Below are 18,110 nucleotides of genomic sequence, written 5' to 3' on the forward strand. Positions count from 1 at the left end.
CTTCCTATTTGACCATCTGCAGACCTCTGTGCCCTGGTGCCGATCACGAGGCAGGGGTATGCCAGGGTTCATGGCCCAGCTGCCGGTCTACGCGCCGATGCTGGCTCAGCTCGGCTCCCTGCCGTCGGTCCGCGGGGACGAGTGGGCCGTCGAGATGAAGTGGGATGGCGTGCGCGCCCTCGTCTACCTGGAGGACCGCGGCGTGCGGCTGATGTCGCGCAACGGCAAGGACGTCACCGTCGCCTACCCCGAACTGCAACTGATGGCCGGTGCGAGCGGCGGGCGGGCGGCGGTCGTCGACGGGGAGATCGTGGCCTTCGACGAGGCGGGACGGCCCAGCTTCGGCGCGCTGCAACCGCGGATGCACCAGCGCCACCCGGCCAAGGTCGCCGAACTCGTCAGGGCCGTGCCGGTGACGTTCATGGCGTTCGACCTCCTGCACCTCGACTCCACCAGCACCGTCAGCCGGCCGTACACCGAACGCCGCGAGCTGCTGGAGCAGGTCCTGACGCCCGGCTTCCGCTGGCAGGTGCCGGTGTGGTTCCACGACCACGCGGAGCGCGCGCTCGGCTCCTCTCGGCAGCTCGGGCTGGAGGGCGTGGTGTGCAAGCGGCTGACGTCCCCGTACCGGCCGGGCAAGCGCAGTGCCGACTGGACGAAGGTCAAGAACCTCACGGCCGTCGAGGTGGTCATCGGCGGGTGGAAGGCCGGCGCGGGCCGGCGCGCGGGCACGATCGGCTCGCTGCTGCTCGGCGCGCACGACCGGGACGGGCGGCTGCTGTTCGTCGGCCACGTGGGCACCGGCTTCACCGAGGCGATGCTGAACGACCTGTACGCGCGCCTCACCCCGCTGGAGCGGCCCGAGCCGCCGTTCGACGTACCGGTGCCCCGCGAGCACACCCGCGACGCCCACTGGGTCGAACCGCGCCTGGTGGGCGAGGTCCGCTACGCCGAGCTGACCGGCGACGGCCGCCTGCGCCACCCCGCGTGGCGCGGGCTCCGCCCCGACCGCGAGCCGGCCGAGGTACGACTGGACAGCGGCGACTGGGCCACCGGCTGAAAACCCCCGCGGCTAGTCACCGCCGGCCGAGGTGCGCGCGGGGCTCGGCTCCGGTACGACCGGAGCGGGGTCCTTGAGCGTGCGGGCCAGCAGCCAGGACAGGGCCGGAAAGACGATCAGGCAGGCGAGGGCGACCCGTAGCGAGAAGGCCTCCGCCACCGCCCCGACCAGCGGGCTGGTCAGACCACCGGCACTCACCGCCAGGCCGAGCGTGACGCCGCTGGCCGTGCCCAGCCGGTTGGGCAGGAAGTCCTGCCCCAGCGTCACATGCAGCGAGAACGGCGCGTACAGGGTGATCGACGCGGCCGCTATGAAGACGTACGCGGAAAGGCCCGGCGCGAGCACCACCCCGGCGACGGCGGGGACGGCCGCCGCGTAGGCCACGCGCATGGTGCGGACCCGGCCCCAGCGGCCCGCGAGCCGGCCGCCGAGCACCGTCCCCACGGCACCCCCGGCGAACAGCACGAACAGCGCCACCGCCCCCGCCGCGCCACCACCCATGTAGAGAGCGACGAACGCGCTCAACCCCACGTACGCGATCGACCGGAAGACGATCACCAGCGTGAGCCGGACGAACGACGCCCAGTCGTCACGCCCGGCGGACCGCGCGCCGGCCCGAACCCGCTCGCCGTGACGGGAGAGCGAGCGGATCACGGTCAGCGTGAGCAGAGCACCCACCACGGCCGGCACGACCAGCAGCGGCGAGGCGCCGAGCCCCCACAGCGACAGCAGCGGCGTGACGATGATCGGCGCACTTGCGAACCCGAGCGTGCCGCCCAGCGAGAACCAGCTCATCCGCATGTGACTGCCCTCGCTGGCGATCCTGGCCAGACGGGCCGACTCCGGGTGGTAAGCCGCCACGCCGAGACCCGACAGCGCCACCGCCAGCCAGGTGAGCACGTACCCGTCGGTGACCCCGGCGAGCGCCACCCCGAGCCCGGCCGTGAGCATGCTGACCGGGATGAGCCACGGCATCCGCCGGCGGTCGGTCAGCGCGCCGAAGACCGGCTGCACGATCGAGGACAGCAGCGTCGCGGCCAGCACGATGCCCGACGCCGCGACGTACCCGTACCCGCGCTGCGCCACGAGGAAGGGCACCAGCGCCGGGACCGCCCCCTGGTACACGTCCACACCGGCATGGCCCACGGCCAGCATCACGATCCTGTTCGCCTTCACGCCTCGATCGTCGCCCCGTGACCAGGTGGCCCGCTTCCGATAAAATGCCAACCCATCATGGAAATCCGCCATCTTCCGGAAGCGCCCACCGGGATACGGCCGCTGGCGCCGGGCACCGGGATCGACGCGCACCGCCACGACACCCACCAGATCACCTACGCCTGCCGGGGCGTCCTGTCGGTGACGACGAGCGCGGGCACCTGGGTGGCCCCGGCCAACCGGGCCATCTGGGTTCCGGCCGGCACCGTCCACGAGCACCGCGCGCACGGCGACACCGACCTGCGGCTCGTCGGCCTGCCCGTCGCCGACAACCCCCTGAACCTCCGGCGGCCCGCCGTACTCGCCGTCGGCCCGCTGCTCCGCGAGCTGATCATCGCCTACACCCAGGACCCCGACGACGGCGGCGCCGAGCGGCTGCGGCTGCGGGCCGTCCTGCTGGACCAGTTGCGCCGCTCCCCCGAGCAGCCGTTCCACCTGCCCACGGCCAGGGACCCGCGGCTGGCCGCCGTCTGCGCGATCCTGCACGACGACCCGGCCGACCACCGGACGCTCGCGCAGCTCGGCAGGCAGGCCGGCACCAGCGACCGCACGCTCGCCCGGCTCTGCCGGGACGAGCTGGGGATGACGTTCCCGCAGTGGCGTACGCAGCTTCGCCTGCATCACGCGTTGCTGCTGCTGGCCGACGGCACCGCGGTCACCACCGTCGCGCACCGCTGCGGCTGGGCCTCCGCCAGCGCCTTCATCGACGTGTTCCGGCGAGCCCTGGGGTACACCCCGGGCCGCGCCTTTACAATGTAGATTCGCTACAATGGCGTCCTGTGAGCAGAGCGAAAGCCCCAGGGGGCACTCCGGCCACGGTGGCGCTGGCGAAGGCCAAGGCGGAGTTCACCCTTCACCCGTACGAGCACGACGCCAACGCGCAGGCCTATGGCGAGGAGGCGGCCGACGCGCTCGGCGTGCCGCACGAGAGGATCTTCAAGACGCTGGTGGCCGAGGTCGAGGGCGGGCTCGCGGTCGCGGTCGTGCCGGTCTCGGGCAAGCTCGACCTCAAGGCGCTGGCGGCGGTGCTCGGCGCCAAGAAGGCGGCCATGGCCGACGCGTCGAAGGTCGAGCGCGTCACGGGCTACGTCGTCGGCGGCATCAGCCCGCTCGGCCAGCGCAAAAGGCTGCCGACCGTGGTCGACGCGTCGGCTCTGGAGTTCGGCACGATCTACTTCTCCGCGGGCAAGCGGGGGCTGCAGATCGAGACGGCGCCGGCCAACCTGATCTCGCTGACCGGCGCCGTCACCGCCGCTATCGGAAGCGCCAGTTGACCTTGTGACGTCGATGGCGCGGTCCCGGGACGTCACGGCGGTGCCGTGGCTCCAGGAAGTCGCGGCGATGCCACCGCGGTCCCCCGAACGTGAAGCGCTGACGGTGGGCGATCGTCCGGTTCTCCTGCTCGCGGCGGGCTTTCGCCTCCGCCTCCAGAAACTCCTCCAGGCCCGGCGTGAACCCGCCACCGAAGCGGGACATGTCAGGACCGGGGAAACCCGACGGACGGGTACGCCGCAGGGCCGCCCGCATCGAGTCGATCCAGATCGGGCCCGGTAGCGACGCGCCCTGCACGGCACCGTAGTAGTCGTCGCCGATCTCGACGTCCCGCAGGGGGTAGCGGTAGGCGCCCCTGATGTCGCCGACGCTGACCGCCGCCGCCAGATCCGGGGTGTAACCGGCGAACCACGCCGAGGTGTAGCCGTTGTTCGTGCCCGTCTTGCCCGCCGCGGGACGGTCGAGGCTCTGCCCGCGCATGGTGCCCTGGGTGAAGACGCCGCTCAGCACCCAGTTGACCGCGTCGGCCACCTCCCGCTCGATGGCCTGCTCGCAGGCGGGCGGCACCTGGGTGCGTTCGCCGGCCCGGCCGGTGATCTCCACGATCGCCAGCGGCCGGCAGTACCTCCCCCTGGCCGCGAACGCCGCGAACCCCGCCGCCACCGTCACCGGGTCCATCTCGTTCACCCCGAGCGTGAACGTGGGCACCTCGCGCAGCGGCGTCCCGTCGGCTCGGGAGATGCCCAGCGCCTTGGCGGTCTTGACCACGTTGCAGAGGCCGACCTTGCGCTCCAGCATCATGTAGAAGATGTTGACCGACTTCCAGGTGCCGGTCTCCAGGCTGTGCGGGCCGCCGGTGCCCTCGCCGCTGGCGTTGTAGACGATCGTGCGCGGGTCGTTGACGCGCTTGCCCTGGCAGTCGCGATACCCCTGATCAGGCGTCAGCTCCCCGGGAGTCTGGAACCCGTCACCGAACCGCCACCCCTGCCGCAACGCCGTGGCCAGGGTGAACACCTTGAACGTGGAGCCCGCCTGGAACCCCTGCCCGCCACCGTGCAGCACGTCGGCCGCCAGGTTGAACGTGGTCCTGGCCCCGTTCTTCCTGTTGCCCGGGTTGCGGCCGAAGCGCTTGCTGGCCGTCATCGCCGTGATCCGCCCGGTGCCCGGCTCGACCATGGCCTCGGCGGCCACCTCGGTGTCCTCGGGGCGCACCCGCCGCTGGATCGCCTGCTCGGCGGCCCGCTGCGCCAGCGGGTCGAGGCTCGTACGGATCACCAGCCCGCCCCTGCTCATCCTGGCCTGCCGCTTGGCCGCGGTGTTGCCGAACGCCGGGTTGGTCAGCAGCTCCCGCTGAACGTAATAGCAGTAGTACGGATAGGCGCTCTCCGCGCAGCCGCCGGGCTCCGGGTGCAGCCGGAGGCCGAGCCCGCTCCGCTGGGCCGCGGTCGCCTCCTGTCGCGTGATCAGGCCCACCCCGGCCATCCGGTCCAGCACGATGTCGCGCCGCTGCCGCAGCCGGGCCTGCTGCCTGTCGCCCAGTGAGGGATCGGTCGAGTACGGCACGCGGACGGCCCCCGCCAGCGTGGCCGCCTGGGTCAGGGTGAGGCGAGCGGCCGTGGTGGAGAAGAACCGCCTGGCCGCCGCCTCGACGCCGTGGGCGCCGGCACCGAAGTACGCGATGTTCAGATATTTCTCAAGAATCTCGTCCTTGCGGTACTTCTCCTCCATCGCCAGCGCGTACCGGAGCTCGGTGATCTTCCTGCCCAGGTTGGGCGCGCGGGCCCGGTCGCGCTCGGCGTCGGTTCGGGCGGCCTCCACCAGGATGTTCTTCACCAACTGCTGGGTGAGGGACGAGCCGCCCTGCTTGATGCCGCCCGCCTGCGTGTTGGTGAGCAGCGCCCGGATCGTGCCCTTGACGTCGAGGCCGCCGTGCTCGTAGAACCGGGCGTCCTCGATGGCCACGATCGCCTGGCGCATCACGGGCGCCACCTGGTCGAGCCGGACCGTCGTCCGGTTGGCCTCATAGAACTGGGCGAACTGCTTGCCGTTCCGGTCGAGGAGCCTGGTCACCTGGGAGAGCGGCTCCTCACGAGGCGCGGGCGGCAGGTCGACGAACGTCAAGGCGACGTTCTTGGCGGACAGGCCCGCCCCGGTCACCACCGGCGCGGCGAGCGCCGCCGCCAGGAAGCCACCGATCGCCCCGGCCACGGCGAGCACGCCGATGGATCTGAGCACAGTCACTCAGATGATCTGCGGCCCGGGGAACACCGGCAAACACCGGCTTCCCCGTCTTTACTGTTGTCTGCGGATATTCAGACCAAGTGACGCGAACTGCTCGAACGGCTGGTGATAGCCGCGCTCGATGTGGTTGACGCCGCGCAGCGTCGAGGTGCCGTCGGCCACCGCGGCGGCCAGCACGGCCGAGAACCCGGCCCGGATGTCGGGCAGCGTCACGTCCGCGCCCCTGAGCTGCGACACGCCCCGCACGACGGCCGAGTGCCTGGCGTTGGTGTCGTGGTAGCGGCAGGCCGGACCGCCCAGGCACTGGTCGAACACCTCGATCTCGCAGCCCATCTTCTGCAGCGCCGGGACGTACACCAGGCGGTTCTCGAAGACGGTCTCGTGCAGCACCGACATGCCCTGGCTCTGCGTGAACAGCACCATGAGCGGCGTCTGCCAGTCGGTCATGAACCCGGGATGCGTGTCGGTCTGCACGGCCGCCGCGCGCAGTCCCTCGGGCGGCGCGGTGGCGCACAGGTACTCGTCGTTGATGTCGAACTGGGCGCCCATCCTGGCCAGCGTGGTGATCGCGGTGACCAGCCGGTCCTGCGGGCAGCCGTGCACGCGCACCTCGCCACCGGTGATCAGGCCCGCCGCGAGGTAGGAGAACGCCTCGATGCGGTCGCCCGCCAGCCAGATGGAGGCGCCATGGAGCCGCTCGACGCCCTCGATGACGATCCTGCGGTCGGGCGAGAGCTCGATCCTGGCGCCCATCCGCTGCAGGAACAGCGCCAGCTCCACGACCTCGGGCTCCATCGCCGCGTTCTTCACCACGGTCTTGCCCTCGGCCAGCACGGCGGACATGAGGATCGTCTCGGTCGCCCCGACGCTCGGATACGGCAGCTCCAGCCGGGTCCCGTTCAGGCGCTTGGCCTTGGCGAAGATCCCGGTGTCGCCCACCTCGACCTCGGCGCCCATCGCGCGCAGCGCCTCGACGTGGAAGTTCACCGGCCGCCGGCCGATGGGGTCGCCGCCGACCAGCGGCACGAACGCCTCCCCCGCCAGGTGCAGCAGCGGGCCCAGCATGAGGATGGGGATGCGGTTGAGTCCGGTGAACGCGTCGGGCACCCGCGGCCTGATCTCCGGGCCCTGCCCGATGCGGATCTCCCCCCGGGAGATCTCCACGTTGATGCCCAGCGCGTCGAGCATCGCCGCCGTGATGCCGACCTCTCCGACCTCGGGAACGTTGTGGATGACGCTCTCCCCGGTGCCCAGCATGGCCGCGACCATGTGCTTGGACACGGCGTTCTTCGAGCCGCGTACCTCGACGTCACCCCTGAGAGGGCCGGAGGGTTCGATCAGCCAGACCTTGTCTTCAATCACGAAGTGAGCCTAGCCGGGAGATACGATCGACCTGATTCAGACGTGAATGCGAGGGGGAGCGGCGTGGCGAGGCATGTGCGCGCGTTTGCGGTTACTGTCCTCACGCTCGCCGCTCTGGCCGTACTGGCCGGGCTGCTGTGGTCACACCTGTCTCCCCGCGCGCCGTACCAGATCACGCCGGAAGGGCCGATGCTGGCGGACCCGTCCACACAGGCGCTGATCAGCGCTGACGGATGGTACGCGGTGATCACCGGCGGGCTCGGGCTGGCCTGTGGCGCGCTCGCGTGGTTCCTCGGCCGGCGGCACCAGCTCGCCGTGCTGCTGGGGCTCGGCGCCGGTGGGGTGCTTGCGGCGTTCCTCACGCTCTGGGTGGGGTCGACGTTCACGCTCGGGGTGGTGGTCGTGGAGGCGGCGGCCGCGCCCGGGGTGAAGATCGTCCCCGGGTCGCTGACGCTGACGGCCACGGGGGTGATCGTGGCCTGGCCGCTGGTCGCGGTGGCCTTCTTCGGGCTGCTGGAGGGCATGCACGGGTATCGCGAGTCGCCGCTGCGTAAGCCGTACGGACTCGACTGACGCCCGCGCTCAGAGATTGACGCCCACACTCAGAGAGGTGGGCGGCGCAGGCCGTGTTCGGTGGCCTGCTCGAAGGCGCGGGCCGCGCGCAGCACCGTGGCGTCGGCGAACGGCCGGCCGATGATCTGCACGCCGACCGGCAGCCCCGACGGCGTGAACCCGGCCGGGACGGACGCGGCGGGCGCGTGCAGGACGCTGATCCAGTAGGCGGACCGCATCCACGCCAGGTAGTCGGGCAGCCGCACCCCGTTGATCTCACTCACGTAGGGGTCCTCGACGGGGAACGGCGGCACCTGGCTGACCGGCGCGATCAGCACGTCGTAGGTGTCGAAGAAGGCCGCCATCCGGTGGTAGAGGCCGCTGCGCAACCGTTCGGCCCTGGCCAGGTCGGCGCCGGTGACCTTGCGGCCCTGCTCGACGTTCCAGCTGGTGTTGGCGCCCAGCCCGTCGAGTTCGCCGAAGGCCAGCGCGTAGTGCCACGCCCGGTAGACGCGGAAGGCTTCGTCGGCGTCGGACAGGTCCAGTTCGACCTGCTCGACGCGCGCGCCGAGCCGCTCGAACACACCGGGCGCGGTCACGGTGACCGCCGCCGTCTCGGGGTCCACCGGCAGCCCGCCCAGGTCGGGGCTCCAGGCCACGCGCAGCCCCGCGATGTCCCGCACGTCGGGGGTGAAGTCCTCGGTGATCGAGTACGGCGACCGCGCGTCAAATCCCGAAATAACCGACATCATCAGTGCCAGGTCGTCGACCGTCCTGGCCATCGGCCCCTGGACGCCCAGCGTGAACCAGGCGGCCTGCTCCGACAGGGAGGGCACCCGGCCCGGCGTCGGCCGCAGGCCCACCACGTTGCAGAACGAGGCCGGGTTACGCAGCGACCCGCCCATGTCGGATCCGCCGGCCAGCGGCACCATCCCGGACGCCAGCGCCGCCGCCGCCCCGCCACTGCTGCCTCCGGCGGACCTGGACAGGTCGTAGGGATTGCGGGTGGCCCCGAACACCTCGTTGACGGTGTGGGAGCCGGTGCCGAACTCCGGCGTGTTGGTCTTGCCCACCATGATCGCCCCGGCCGCCCGGAGCCGCTCCACGATCACGTCGTCCTTGTCGGGGACGTGGTCGGCGTAGAGCGGCGACCCGTAGGTGGTGCGGATGCCCTTGGTGTTGACGAGGTCCTTGTGCGCCACCGGCACCCCGTGGAGCGGCCCCGTCGCCTGGCCGGCGTCGGCCGCCTCGGCCGCGTCGAGCGCCTGCTCGGCGACCAGCGTCACGATGGCGTTGACCTGAGGGTTGGTCTGCTCGATGCGGTCGAGGTGGGCCTGGACCAGCTCGACGGCGCTCACCTGGCGGGTCTTGACCAGGTGGGCCATCTCGGTCGCGGTCAGATAGTGCAGTGCGGTCACGCTCCGATTGTCGCTCAAGCCTCCAGGCGGGCAGGACCGAGGGTTCGCGCGTCGGCACGGGGATCGGGATCCTCACCCTCACGGTGGGCCGCGTCGATCACTCGTCGATTAGGCTTCCTGGCGGAGTTGTCGCCACGTCGTCACCGCTCGGGAGGCCGCGCTGAACGGGACGAGATGGAAGATCGTCCAGGTCGCCGCGGCCGCGCTCCTCGGTGCCGCGCTGGCCCTGGCGGGGGCTCCCCTGGGCCTCTACACGTCGCTGGCCTGCGCCACCATCGGCGCGGGCTGCCCCGCCGGGTCACCGCACGGCCGGCTGCCGGTCCTGACCCGCCTGACGCCGGTGCAGGCCGCGCAGAGCGGCACGTACGTGGCGCTGGGCGACTCCTACTCCTCCGGCGAGGGCGTCTACGACCGCGCCGCGCGGCCGATCAACAGCGGCGCCGACCGCTGTCACCGCTCGCCGGGCTCCTACGTCCCGCTCGTCGCGGGCGCCCACCGGTTCGGCGGCGGCAGCGCCTTCTGGGCCTGCAGCGGCGCCACCACCGGCCAGCTCTTCTCCGGCCAGTACGGCCAGCAGCCGCAGATCGAGCGCGTGGGCGCCGCCGCCAGCCTGGTGACGCTCAGCATCGGCGGCAACGACGCCGGGTTCACCAGCGTGCTCACCGGCTGCATCGTCAAGCTGCCCTGGTCCTCGGCCTGCGTCGACCAGCAGGCGGAGGTGACCAAGCGGATCGCGGCGCTGGTGCCGAGCATGACCAAGGTGCTGCGGGAGCTCAGGAGCCGGGCGCCGAGCGCGCGCATCATCGTGCTCGGCTATCCCCGTCCGTTCCCCGCCGCGCCCCCGGACGGGATCGACAACCTGACCGTCGAGGACCAGCGCTGGCTCAACGGCATGACGCGGCAGCTCAACGACGTGGTGGCGCGGGTGGCCGCGGAGTTCGACCGGGAGATCGTGGCGTTCGGGGGTACGGGGAGCGTCGAGTACGTCAACGCCTATGACGCCTTCGACGGGCATGAGGCGGGGCGGCCCGACCCGTACCTGAACGGGCTGGCGCTGGACCTGGACGAGCTCGTCGTCAACAGCCGCAGCTTCCATCCGACCGGGGCGGGGTACCGGCGGTTCGCCGAGCTGATCAACGCGCGGATCGCCGCCGGGCCGGGGCGGCCGATGAACAACTTCCGCCTGACGACCCCGACCCCCACCGACGGTCGCTTTTAGCCGGTCGCTTTCACTCGGCGGCGCTGGTCGGCAGCTCTAGTCGGAGACCGACCGTTCCTCGGCAAGGCTCAGGCCGGCCTCGATGACGGCGTTCATGATGGGGGCCAGCCGGTCCTCACCCAGTTCGGGGGCGCGATTGGCCATCCGGGCGACGAGCGCGCGCTCACGCCCCATGTCGCGGCCCGCGAAGCCGCCGACCGGCTTGAGGGTCTGCACGATCCCGGCGAGCGCGGCGCGGCGTTCCAGCAACGTGGCCAGCGCCGCGTCCACCCGGTCGATCGCCTGCCTGCACTCGGGCAACGTGGCGGGGGTCTCGGGACGGACCAGCGGCCCGACGAGCGTGACCGCCTCCTCCGCCAGCCGTACGCCCGCCTCACCGGCGGACCCGCGCTCATCGGTCCGGTGAGCCGTCCCGCTCTCCGGCCCGTCCGCCGGAGGGCGGGACACGATCAGGCCGTCGGCGCCCGCCGCCACCACCGCCGCGGACAGCCCGAGGTCCGCGCTCACGTCCGCGAGCACCGGCCGCCCCGACGCCGCCCGCGCGGCCCGCAGCAGCCCCAGGTCCAGCCGTCCCGTCTCGCACAGGATCACCCGGTCGTCGCACTCCAGGGCACAGTAGTGGGCCAGCCCGAGCCACTCCTCCAGCGTCGCCGACGCCCGGCGCTCCACCACCACCGGCAGCCCCAGCCCGGCCACGGCCCGCACCAGCGGGATGTCGCGCGTCCACGCCGCCCCGATGACCACCCCGTCGGCCGCCCCGGCGATCGCCGGCAGGTCGGCCGCCGAACCCGGCTCGACCAGCGTCACCCCGTCACGCGCGCGCCACATCTCGGCGGCCCCGCCCGGCCCGCGCAGGCTGATCCGGCTGATCACCACGGCCGGGCCGTCGCCCACCCGCAGCCCGCCCACGGTGACCACATGCCGCTCCAAGGTCGATGACATTTCGGCTCCCCACATCGGCCGGCTCCCCTGGAACCGGCGGGAAATCAAAAAAGGCAGAGACGATGGCGTCTCTGCCTGTAGCCGACTCCGGGTGGTCGCTAGCCGACCGGCTCTCCCAGAGCCGGCACGGTAAACACGTAGCGACAAGTCATGTATGAACCTTACACCCGGTCCTTCACCTGCTGGACTCCGCTTCTCACATAGCGGACTAGCCTTCAGGCGAGTCGCCGTTGATCCCTCGCTATGGGAGTATTTCTTGGCCTAGAGGAGGGTACGAGGCCGTTGATGTCGGATCGCAAGCGAGACGGACGCCGCATCGCCGGTCGTTACCAGCTGCAGGAACCCATCGGCAGGGGTGGCATGGGCATCGTCTGGCGAGCCCATGATGAACTTCTCGACCGCACGGTCGCGGTCAAGGAGGTCAGATACGCCGCCGCCCTGGGTGAGGAAGTGCAGCTGCTGAACCGGCGCACGATGCGCGAGGCGAGGGCCGCGGCCAGGTTCGAGCACCCCAACGTGATCGTCGTACATGACGTGATCGAAGAGGACGGTCGTCCCTGGATCGTTATGCAGCTCGTCCAGTCACGCTCCCTGGGAGCAGTGATCAAGCAGGACGGGCCACTGCCGCCCAAACGGGTGGCCGAGATCGGCCTGGCCGTACTCGACGCGCTGCAACGCGCGCACGAGGCCGGCGTCCTGCACCGGGATGTCAAGCCGGAGAACGTGCTGCTCGCCGATGACGGCCGGGTGGTGCTCACCGACTTCGGCATCGCGACGCTGGAGACGGAGACGCAGCTCACGGTGACGGGGCTGGCGGGCACTCCGGCGTTCATCGCGCCCGAGCGGCTCAAAGGGCTGCCCGCACGGCGCGAGTCGGACCTGTGGTCGCTCGGCGCGACCCTGTACACGGCGGTGGAAGGCCGCTCGCCACACGAGCGCGGAATGGCGCTCGCGACCATGCACGCCGTACTGACCGACGAACCCGACCCGGCGCCCCATGCCGGGCCGCTGTCCGGCGTGATCAGCGGTCTGCTGACCAAGGAGCCGGTGCAGCGCCTCGGTTACGAGGAGACCGGCGAGTTGCTGCGGGCCGTCATCACGCAGCAACGGCCACGGATGTCCCCGATGTCGGCGCCCGCGCCGACATCGGTGATCCCACCCGTGGACGACACTCCAACCGACCCCGACCTGGTGGTCCCGGACGCCCCCGTACCCGAGACCGGCTTACGGCTCACTCCGGCGACCGGCGGCCGCGCCGGGGAGCCCCTCCCGTCGACCCGGAACGCCGTCAGGCACGACGGCCGCCGGTGGGGCCCGATCGTCGCCGTGATCGTCGCGGTCGTGCTCGTGGCGGGCCTGGGCGGCTATCTCGGCCTGAACTCGGCCAAGGGCAGCCCTGAAGACGACGGGACGAAGTCCGCGTCCGTCACCTCATCTCCCAAGGAGTCCGTAAAGCAGCCGACGGCCGACGCCGACCCGACGAAGAACCCGCCCAGCAGCGCCCCGCCGTCCACCCCGTCCCCGACAACGGCGCCGACGGCAACGCCCACCAAGCCGGCCGCCTCGGTGCCGGCGGGCTGGAAGATGTACACCAACAAGAAGCTGAAGTTCTCCGTCGCGCTCCCCAAGGGCTATAAGAGGTACAAACACAACAGCAACCAGATCGCGTTCCGATTCAAGGGTGCGGGCAGCAACGCGTACATCATGTTCGAGATGACGGAGCACCCCGGTAAGGACCCCGTCAAGGATTGGAAGAACCAGGAGCGGACCGCCAAATACGGGTTCGGCGGCTACAAGAAGATCAGTATCAAGGCGGTCGACTACATGGAAGGCGCCGCCGACTGGGACTTCACCTGGAACACCGACACCGGCCCGACCAGAGTCCGCAACCGCGGCTTCATCGCCAACGGCCGCGGCTACGCGATCTACTGGCACAACCTGTCCAGCCGGTGGAAGAAGGACAAGCACTTCTTCGACACGTTCGCCGCGACCTTCATCCCGAAGTAGGCTTTCTGCGTGGAAAGGCAGGTCAGCAACCGCTACCGGCTCATCGAACCGCTCGGCGAGGGCGGCATGGGCGTGGTCTGGCGTGCCTACGACGAGCTGCTCGACCGTACGGTCGCGATCAAGGAGGTCCGCTACACCGGCGTCGGTGACGACAAGCGGGCCGAGCTCAATCGCCGGACCATTCGGGAGGCCAGGGCGGCGGGCCGCCTCGACCACCCCTCGGTGATCGTCATCCACGACGTCGTCGAGGAGGACGGCCGCCCGTGGATCGTCATGCAGCTGATCCGCTCGCGGTCGCTGGCCGAGGTGATCCGCGATCACGGGCCGCTGCCGGTCGCGCAGACCGCGGTGATCGGCGGCCGGGTGCTGGACGCGTTGCGGGCCGCGCACGCGACCGGGGTGCTGCACCGCGACGTGAAGCCCGAGAACGTGCTGCTCGCCGACGACGGCCGGGTGGTGCTCACCGACTTCGGCATCGCCTCGCTGGAGGCCGAGGCCGGTCTGACCGCCACCGGGGGCCTGGTGGGCACGCCCGCCTACATGCCGCCCGAACGCCTCAACGGCGAGCCCGCCCGGCCCGAGTCCGATCTGTGGTCACTGGGCGCGACGCTGTACGCGGCCGTCGAGGGTATGCCGCCGTTCAAGCGCGACTCGTGGGCGGCCACGGTCGCGGCGGTGCTGCGCGACCTGCCCGGACAGCCGGTCAGGGCGGGCGTGCTGGGCCCGGTGATCATGGGCCTGCTGCAGCGGGACCCGGCCGCGCGCATGTCCGCCGACGAGGCCGCCCACCGGCTGCGGGCCGCCGCCTCCGAGCCCGCCCTGTACGGATACGCCGGACCTATGACGCCCGGTCCCGGCATGCCGGGACCGGGCATGTCCGGCCCTGGCAGGTCCCGGTCGGACATGACCGGGCCTGGTATGCAAGGGCCCTCGGGGACCGTTTCCCTGCAGACCCGGCGGCGCGGCTGGTTCCTGGCCGTGCCCGCGGCCGTGATCGCCGTCGCGGCGCTGGGCACGGGCGGCTGGTACGTCGTCACCACCTCCCAGTCGCCCGCCACGGGCACCCCCGCCCCGGCACCCACCTCGAGTTCCACCCCCACCTCCAGCCGCGCGACGGCCTCCCCCACCCTCACCCCCGACCCGTCCACCACCCCCGCCACGCCACGCCTGCCCAGCGGCTGGCGCCGGCTCGTCAACTCCGCCGGGAGCTTCTCGATCGGCCTCCCCCCGAGCTGGGTGGCCGAGAAGACCCCCACCAGGGACAGCATCACCATCATGGGCCCCAGCACACCGGGCAGGATGATCGTCGAGTGGACCGTCCCCGAGAAGCCCCTTACCGACCCCGCGCTCCGCTGGGCGGAGCTGGAGAAGGAGATCCAGGCCAAGGGCGAGTTCGATGGCTACAAGCGGATCGGCATCAAGCCCACGACCTACCTCGGCCGGCCAGCCGCCGACTGGGAGTTCACCCGGCTGCGCGGCCGCCTGCCGATCCACGTGATCAACCGGGGCTTCCGCACCGCCGACGGCCGCCACTTCGCCCTCTACTGGGACACGACCGACGTGCGCTGGGTCCAGGACCGGCACTACTTCGACCAGTTCGTCAAGACGTTCAGGCCGGAGTGAGGGCCATGGAGCAGGAACAGGCGCTCTTCTGGCGGCACCCGGCGGTGCCCCAGGTGGACCTGCTCAAGGCCCGCTACGTCACCCACCGCTTCGCCCGGCACGTGCACGACGGCTACGCGATCGGCCTCATCCTCCAGGGCGTGGAGGAGTTCGACTACCGGGGCACCCTGCACCGGGCGGGCGCGGGCGAGGTGGTGCTGGTCAACCCTGACGCGGTGCACACCGGCCAACCCGGCATGGCGGGCGGCTGGTCGTACCGGATGCTCTACCCGTCGGTGGAGGCGCTCTCAGGGCTCGCGGCCGAGCTCGGCCTGCCGTACGCGACGCCGTACTTCCCCGAGCAGGTGGTGCGGGACCCGGCGGTGGCGGCGCTGCTCAGCCGGGCGCACCTGACCGCCGAGCGCGGGGACGCGCTGGCCGCACAGTCGCTGATGCGGGACTTCTTCGCCCGCCTGCTGATCCGGCACGCCACGCCGCGCCCGTCCGCCGTCCTGCCCGCCGAGGGCGGACGGGCGGTCGCCGAGGCGCTGGACCTGCTGCACGAGAGCCTGGTGGACCCGCCGTCACTGGACGATCTCGCGCTGACCGTCGGGGCGCGGCCGTTCCCGCTGCTGCGCGCGTTCAAGGCGGCGACCGGCCTGCCGCCGCACGCCTACCTGACCTCGCTGCGGATCCGCCAGGCGCGCCGCCTCCTGGACTCGGGTGTACGGCCGGCGCAGGTGGCCGCCGAGGTGGGCTTCACCGACCAGGCTCACCTGAACCGCCACTTCAAGCGCATCGTGGGCGTTCCACCCGCGGCCTACCAACGTGCGGCAGGAACGTACAAGACTGGCGATACCCACCTCACCTAGCGTTACGTGGCATGGAACAGACAACACACCGTTCCGCCGCCGTACGGGATGGTCTTGGTGTGGGCCTGGCCGTGGGGCTGTCCGGGCTCGCCTTCGGCGCCGCGGCGATCACCGCGGGCCTCAGCGTGGCGCAGGCGTGCGTGATGAGCCTGCTGGCGTTCACCGGCGCCTCGCAGTTCGCCCTGGCCGGTGCGGTGGGCGCGGGCGGCGACCTGGTGGCGGCCGCCGCCGGCGCGCTGCTGCTGGGCGGCCGCAACACCCTCTACGGGCTGCGCCTGGCCGACCTGCTGCGGGTACGCGGCCCGCGCAGGCTGCTCGCCGCGCAGGGCGTGATCGACGAGACCACCGCCGTCGCGCTCGCCCAGCCGTCTCCGGAGGAGGCGCGCGCCGGGTTCATGACCACGTTCGTCAGCCTGTACGTCACCTGGAACCTCACCACGCTGGCCGGAGCGCTCGGCACGTCGTTCCTCGGCGATCCGGGGATGTTCGGGCTGGACGCGGTCGGCCCGGCCACGTTCCTGGCCATCCTGTGGCCGCGCCTGGCGGGCAGCGTCCAGCTCAGGTGGCTGGCGGTGGCCGGCGCGGCGGTCGCGCTGTGCGCCACCCCGTTCTTCCCGCCGGGCGTGCCGGTGCTGCTGTCGGCGGTCGTCGTCTTGGCGGTGCTGGTCCGATGACGCTGTGGTGGGCGATCGCGGCGGTGTGCGCCGGGTGCTACGCGCTCAAACTGGCCGGGCTGGCGGCGCCGCGCCGGGTGCTCGACCATCCCCGGGTCCGCCGCTTCGCCGAACTGGTGCCCGTGGCGCTGCTGGCCGCGCTGATCGCGGTGCAGATGTTCGCCGAGCACGGCGAACTGCGCTTCGACCCCGCCCGTACGGCCGGGCTGTGCGCGGCCGTGGTGGCACTCCTGCTCCGCGCCCCATTCCTGGTCATTCTGGCCACAGCGGCAATCGTCACCGCGCTTGTCCGGGTCTTTATCGGGTAGACGCGGAGGCATGTCCGATTCTGCGCTGCTGGTCGGAGGACGTTACCGGCTGATCAAGACCATCGGCCAGGGTGGGATGGGAACCGTCTGGCAGGCCCACGACGAAGTGCTCGGCAGGGACGTGGCGGTGAAGGAGATCCATCCCCCTCCGGACCTGACCGACCCCGAGCGAGACGTGTTCAGCGTACGTACCTTCCGCGAGGCCAGGGCCGCGGGGCGGGTGGCTCATCCCGGTGTCGCCACCGTGTACGACGTCCTCGAAGAGCACGGCCACCCGTGGATCGTCATGCAGCTCATCCACTCACGCACCCTGGGCGAGCTGGTGCGCGACGACGGCCCGATGCCGCCGGCCGACGCCGCCGACATCGGGGTGCAGCTGCTGGAGGCGCTGCGGGCCGCGCACGCCGCCGGAGTCCTGCACCGCGACGTCAAACCGGACAACGTACTGCTGACCGAGGACGGCCGGGCGGTGCTCACCGACTTCGGCATCGCCACCACCGAGGGAGAGGCGCCCGTCACCAGGACCGGGGTACTGCTCGGCACACCCGCGTTCATGGCGCCCGAACGGGCGGCGGGCGGCGAGGCACGCGTCGCCTCGGACCTGTGGGCGCTGGGCGCGACCCTGTACTACGCCGTCGAGGGCCACTCGCCGTTCCAGCGCCCGCACGCGCTGGCCACGCTGGGCGCGGTCCTGCACGCCGAGCCGGCCCCGCTGGCCCGCGCGGGCATGCTGGCCCCGGTCATACTCGGGCTGCTGCGCAAGGACCCGGCCGAGCGGATGACGCTGGACGAGGCCGAGCACCGGCTGCACCGCGTCATGATCAGCGATTCCGTGGAGTCCACCGCGCCGGTGGTCATCCCGGTGCCGCCCGCGGCGCCCGTGCGGGAGGCGGCCGAGGCGGACGCGATGGCCGCGCCCGGCTCAGCGGATGAAGCGGCCCCGGCCACAGCCGTGCCCGGGAGGCGGCGCAGGCCGCCACTGACCGCAGTGGCGGCGTGCACGCTCGCCCTCGCCGTCCTGACCGCGGGCGCGGCGTGGTGGACGAACCGGCAGGCCGGCGTCCGCACACCGACGACGGTCCCGGCCGTGGTCCGCACCTCCAGCATCAGCCCATCGGGCCCGACCCCCGCGCCGACGCGCGCGAACACGCGGCCGACCACCTCCGCGACGACCTACCAGAACCCGGTACGGCAGGGCACCCCGCCCCCCACGGGCCGGACCGGCGAGCCCACCCCGGCCCCGACCGGCACACCGACGAAAACCGAGAAGACCTCCGCCACGCCCAGCAAGAGCAAGACCACCAAGAAGGCCACCGACTCCGCCGACGTCCCCCCGTCCGACGACGCCGCCGCCGAGTAGGCGGCC

16 protein-coding genes are annotated in these 18,110 nt (G+C 71.8%); 11 read left to right on the forward strand and 5 right to left on the reverse strand.

Annotated elements, in window-relative coordinates:
- The first annotated feature begins 70 nt into the window (after positions 1 to 70).
- Complete coding sequence (gene ligD, locus AB0F17_RS09325; RefSeq protein WP_358018826.1) at positions 71 to 1,060, forward strand: non-homologous end-joining DNA ligase; 990 nt, start codon at positions 71 to 73, stop codon at positions 1,058 to 1,060.
- A gap of 12 nt (positions 1,061 to 1,072) precedes the next feature.
- Here the strand turns inward: ligD and AB0F17_RS09330 are convergent, their stop codons facing one another.
- A complete protein-coding gene (locus tag AB0F17_RS09330; protein ID WP_358018829.1) occupies positions 1,073 to 2,308 on the reverse strand; it encodes an MFS transporter in 1,236 nt (411 codons plus the stop codon).
- Between AB0F17_RS09330 and AB0F17_RS09335 the strand changes: the two genes are divergently transcribed.
- Entirely contained in the window at positions 2,294 to 3,034 is a 741-nt protein-coding gene (locus tag AB0F17_RS09335; protein WP_358018832.1) for a helix-turn-helix transcriptional regulator, read from the forward strand. The two genes, AB0F17_RS09330 and AB0F17_RS09335, sit on opposite strands and share 15 nt — an antisense overlap.
- A gap of 20 nt (positions 3,035 to 3,054) precedes the next feature.
- On the forward strand, positions 3,055 to 3,549 hold the full coding sequence (gene ybaK / locus AB0F17_RS09340; RefSeq protein WP_358018835.1) for a Cys-tRNA(Pro) deacylase: 495 nt from the start codon (positions 3,055 to 3,057) through the stop codon (positions 3,547 to 3,549).
- Here ybaK and AB0F17_RS09345 read toward each other — a convergent pair.
- Positions 3,530 to 5,782 (reverse strand): transglycosylase domain-containing protein, encoded by a 2,253-nt coding sequence (locus AB0F17_RS09345; protein WP_358018838.1) that lies wholly within the window; start codon positions 5,780 to 5,782, stop codon positions 3,530 to 3,532. The two genes, ybaK and AB0F17_RS09345, sit on opposite strands and share 20 nt — an antisense overlap.
- A 57-nt stretch (positions 5,783 to 5,839) precedes the next feature.
- On the reverse strand, positions 5,840 to 7,150 hold the full coding sequence (murA, locus tag AB0F17_RS09350) for a UDP-N-acetylglucosamine 1-carboxyvinyltransferase (protein ID WP_358018841.1): 1,311 nt from the start codon (positions 7,148 to 7,150) through the stop codon (positions 5,840 to 5,842).
- A gap of 63 nt (positions 7,151 to 7,213) precedes the next feature.
- On the opposite strand from murA, the gene AB0F17_RS09355 reads away from it, so the two are divergent.
- A complete protein-coding gene (locus tag AB0F17_RS09355) occupies positions 7,214 to 7,723 on the forward strand; it encodes a hypothetical protein (protein WP_358018844.1) in 510 nt (169 codons plus the stop codon).
- Between the two features lie 29 nt (positions 7,724 to 7,752).
- Here AB0F17_RS09355 and AB0F17_RS09360 read toward each other — a convergent pair whose 3' ends face one another.
- Positions 7,753 to 9,120: an amidase gene (locus AB0F17_RS09360; RefSeq protein ID WP_358018846.1), complete on the reverse strand. Its 1,368-nt coding sequence runs from the start codon at positions 9,118 to 9,120 to the stop codon at positions 7,753 to 7,755.
- A 340-nt stretch (positions 9,121 to 9,460) separates the two neighbouring features.
- Here AB0F17_RS09360 and AB0F17_RS09365 point away from each other — a divergent pair, with 340 nt between their 5' ends.
- Positions 9,461 to 10,339 (forward strand): SGNH/GDSL hydrolase family protein, encoded by an 879-nt coding sequence (locus AB0F17_RS09365; protein WP_358018849.1) that lies wholly within the window; start codon positions 9,461 to 9,463, stop codon positions 10,337 to 10,339.
- Between the two features lie 36 nt (positions 10,340 to 10,375).
- Here the strand turns inward: AB0F17_RS09365 and AB0F17_RS09370 are convergent, their stop codons facing one another.
- Positions 10,376 to 11,281: a chorismate mutase gene (locus AB0F17_RS09370; RefSeq protein WP_358018852.1), complete on the reverse strand. Its 906-nt coding sequence runs from the start codon at positions 11,279 to 11,281 to the stop codon at positions 10,376 to 10,378.
- Positions 11,282 to 11,566: 285 nt separating this feature from the next.
- Between AB0F17_RS09370 and AB0F17_RS09375 the strand changes: the two genes are divergently transcribed.
- Genes AB0F17_RS09375 through AB0F17_RS09400 form a run of 6 tightly spaced genes read left to right on the forward strand, consistent with a single transcriptional unit; the run spans position 11,567 to position 18,104 of the window.
- Positions 11,567 to 13,288: a serine/threonine-protein kinase gene (locus AB0F17_RS09375; protein ID WP_358018855.1), complete on the forward strand. Its 1,722-nt coding sequence runs from the start codon at positions 11,567 to 11,569 to the stop codon at positions 13,286 to 13,288.
- A 9-nt stretch (positions 13,289 to 13,297) separates the two neighbouring features.
- On the forward strand, positions 13,298 to 14,911 hold the full coding sequence (locus AB0F17_RS09380) for a serine/threonine-protein kinase (RefSeq protein ID WP_358018858.1): 1,614 nt from the start codon (positions 13,298 to 13,300) through the stop codon (positions 14,909 to 14,911).
- Between the two features lie 5 nt (positions 14,912 to 14,916).
- Positions 14,917 to 15,762: an AraC family transcriptional regulator gene (locus AB0F17_RS09385; RefSeq protein ID WP_358018861.1), complete on the forward strand. Its 846-nt coding sequence runs from the start codon at positions 14,917 to 14,919 to the stop codon at positions 15,760 to 15,762.
- 11 nt (positions 15,763 to 15,773) lie between these two features.
- Complete coding sequence (locus AB0F17_RS09390) at positions 15,774 to 16,436, forward strand: AzlC family ABC transporter permease (protein ID WP_358018863.1); 663 nt, start codon at positions 15,774 to 15,776, stop codon at positions 16,434 to 16,436.
- Positions 16,433 to 16,744, forward strand: a complete 312-nt coding sequence (locus AB0F17_RS09395) for an AzlD domain-containing protein (protein WP_358018866.1) — start codon at positions 16,433 to 16,435, stop codon at positions 16,742 to 16,744. The genes AB0F17_RS09390 and AB0F17_RS09395 overlap by 4 nt, the downstream gene beginning before the upstream one ends.
- A gap of 10 nt (positions 16,745 to 16,754) precedes the next feature.
- The gene (locus AB0F17_RS09400) at positions 16,755 to 18,104 is read left to right on the forward strand and encodes a protein kinase (RefSeq protein WP_358018868.1); all 1,350 of its coding nucleotides are present in this window, start codon (positions 16,755 to 16,757) and stop codon (positions 18,102 to 18,104) included.
- Positions 18,105 to 18,110 lie beyond the last annotated feature (6 nt).

The sequence above is a fragment of the Nonomuraea sp. NPDC026600 genome (genome assembly GCF_040638335.1).
Lineage (GTDB): Bacteria > Actinomycetota > Actinomycetes > Streptosporangiales > Streptosporangiaceae > Nonomuraea.

Bases quoted from the DNA above. Each gene is read 5' to 3' on its own strand.
- ligD (WP_358018826.1), top strand. From the start codon at position 71: ATGGCCCAGCTGCCGGTCTACGCGCCGATGCTGGCTCAGCTCGGCTCC.
- AB0F17_RS09335 (WP_358018832.1), top strand. From the start codon at position 2,294: ATGGAAATCCGCCATCTTCCGGAAGCGCCCACCGGGATACGGCCGCTG.
- AB0F17_RS09330 (WP_358018829.1), bottom strand. From the start codon at position 2,308: ATGGCGGATTTCCATGATGGGTTGGCATTTTATCGGAAGCGGGCCACC.
- AB0F17_RS09370 (WP_358018852.1), bottom strand. From the start codon at position 11,281: ATGTCATCGACCTTGGAGCGGCATGTGGTCACCGTGGGCGGGCTGCGG.
- AB0F17_RS09375 (WP_358018855.1), top strand. From the start codon at position 11,567: ATGTCGGATCGCAAGCGAGACGGACGCCGCATCGCCGGTCGTTACCAG.
- AB0F17_RS09385 (WP_358018861.1), top strand. From the start codon at position 14,917: ATGGAGCAGGAACAGGCGCTCTTCTGGCGGCACCCGGCGGTGCCCCAG.
- AB0F17_RS09390 (WP_358018863.1), top strand. From the start codon at position 15,774: ATGGAACAGACAACACACCGTTCCGCCGCCGTACGGGATGGTCTTGGT.
- AB0F17_RS09395 (WP_358018866.1), top strand. From the start codon at position 16,433: ATGACGCTGTGGTGGGCGATCGCGGCGGTGTGCGCCGGGTGCTACGCG.
- AB0F17_RS09400 (WP_358018868.1), top strand. From the start codon at position 16,755: ATGTCCGATTCTGCGCTGCTGGTCGGAGGACGTTACCGGCTGATCAAG.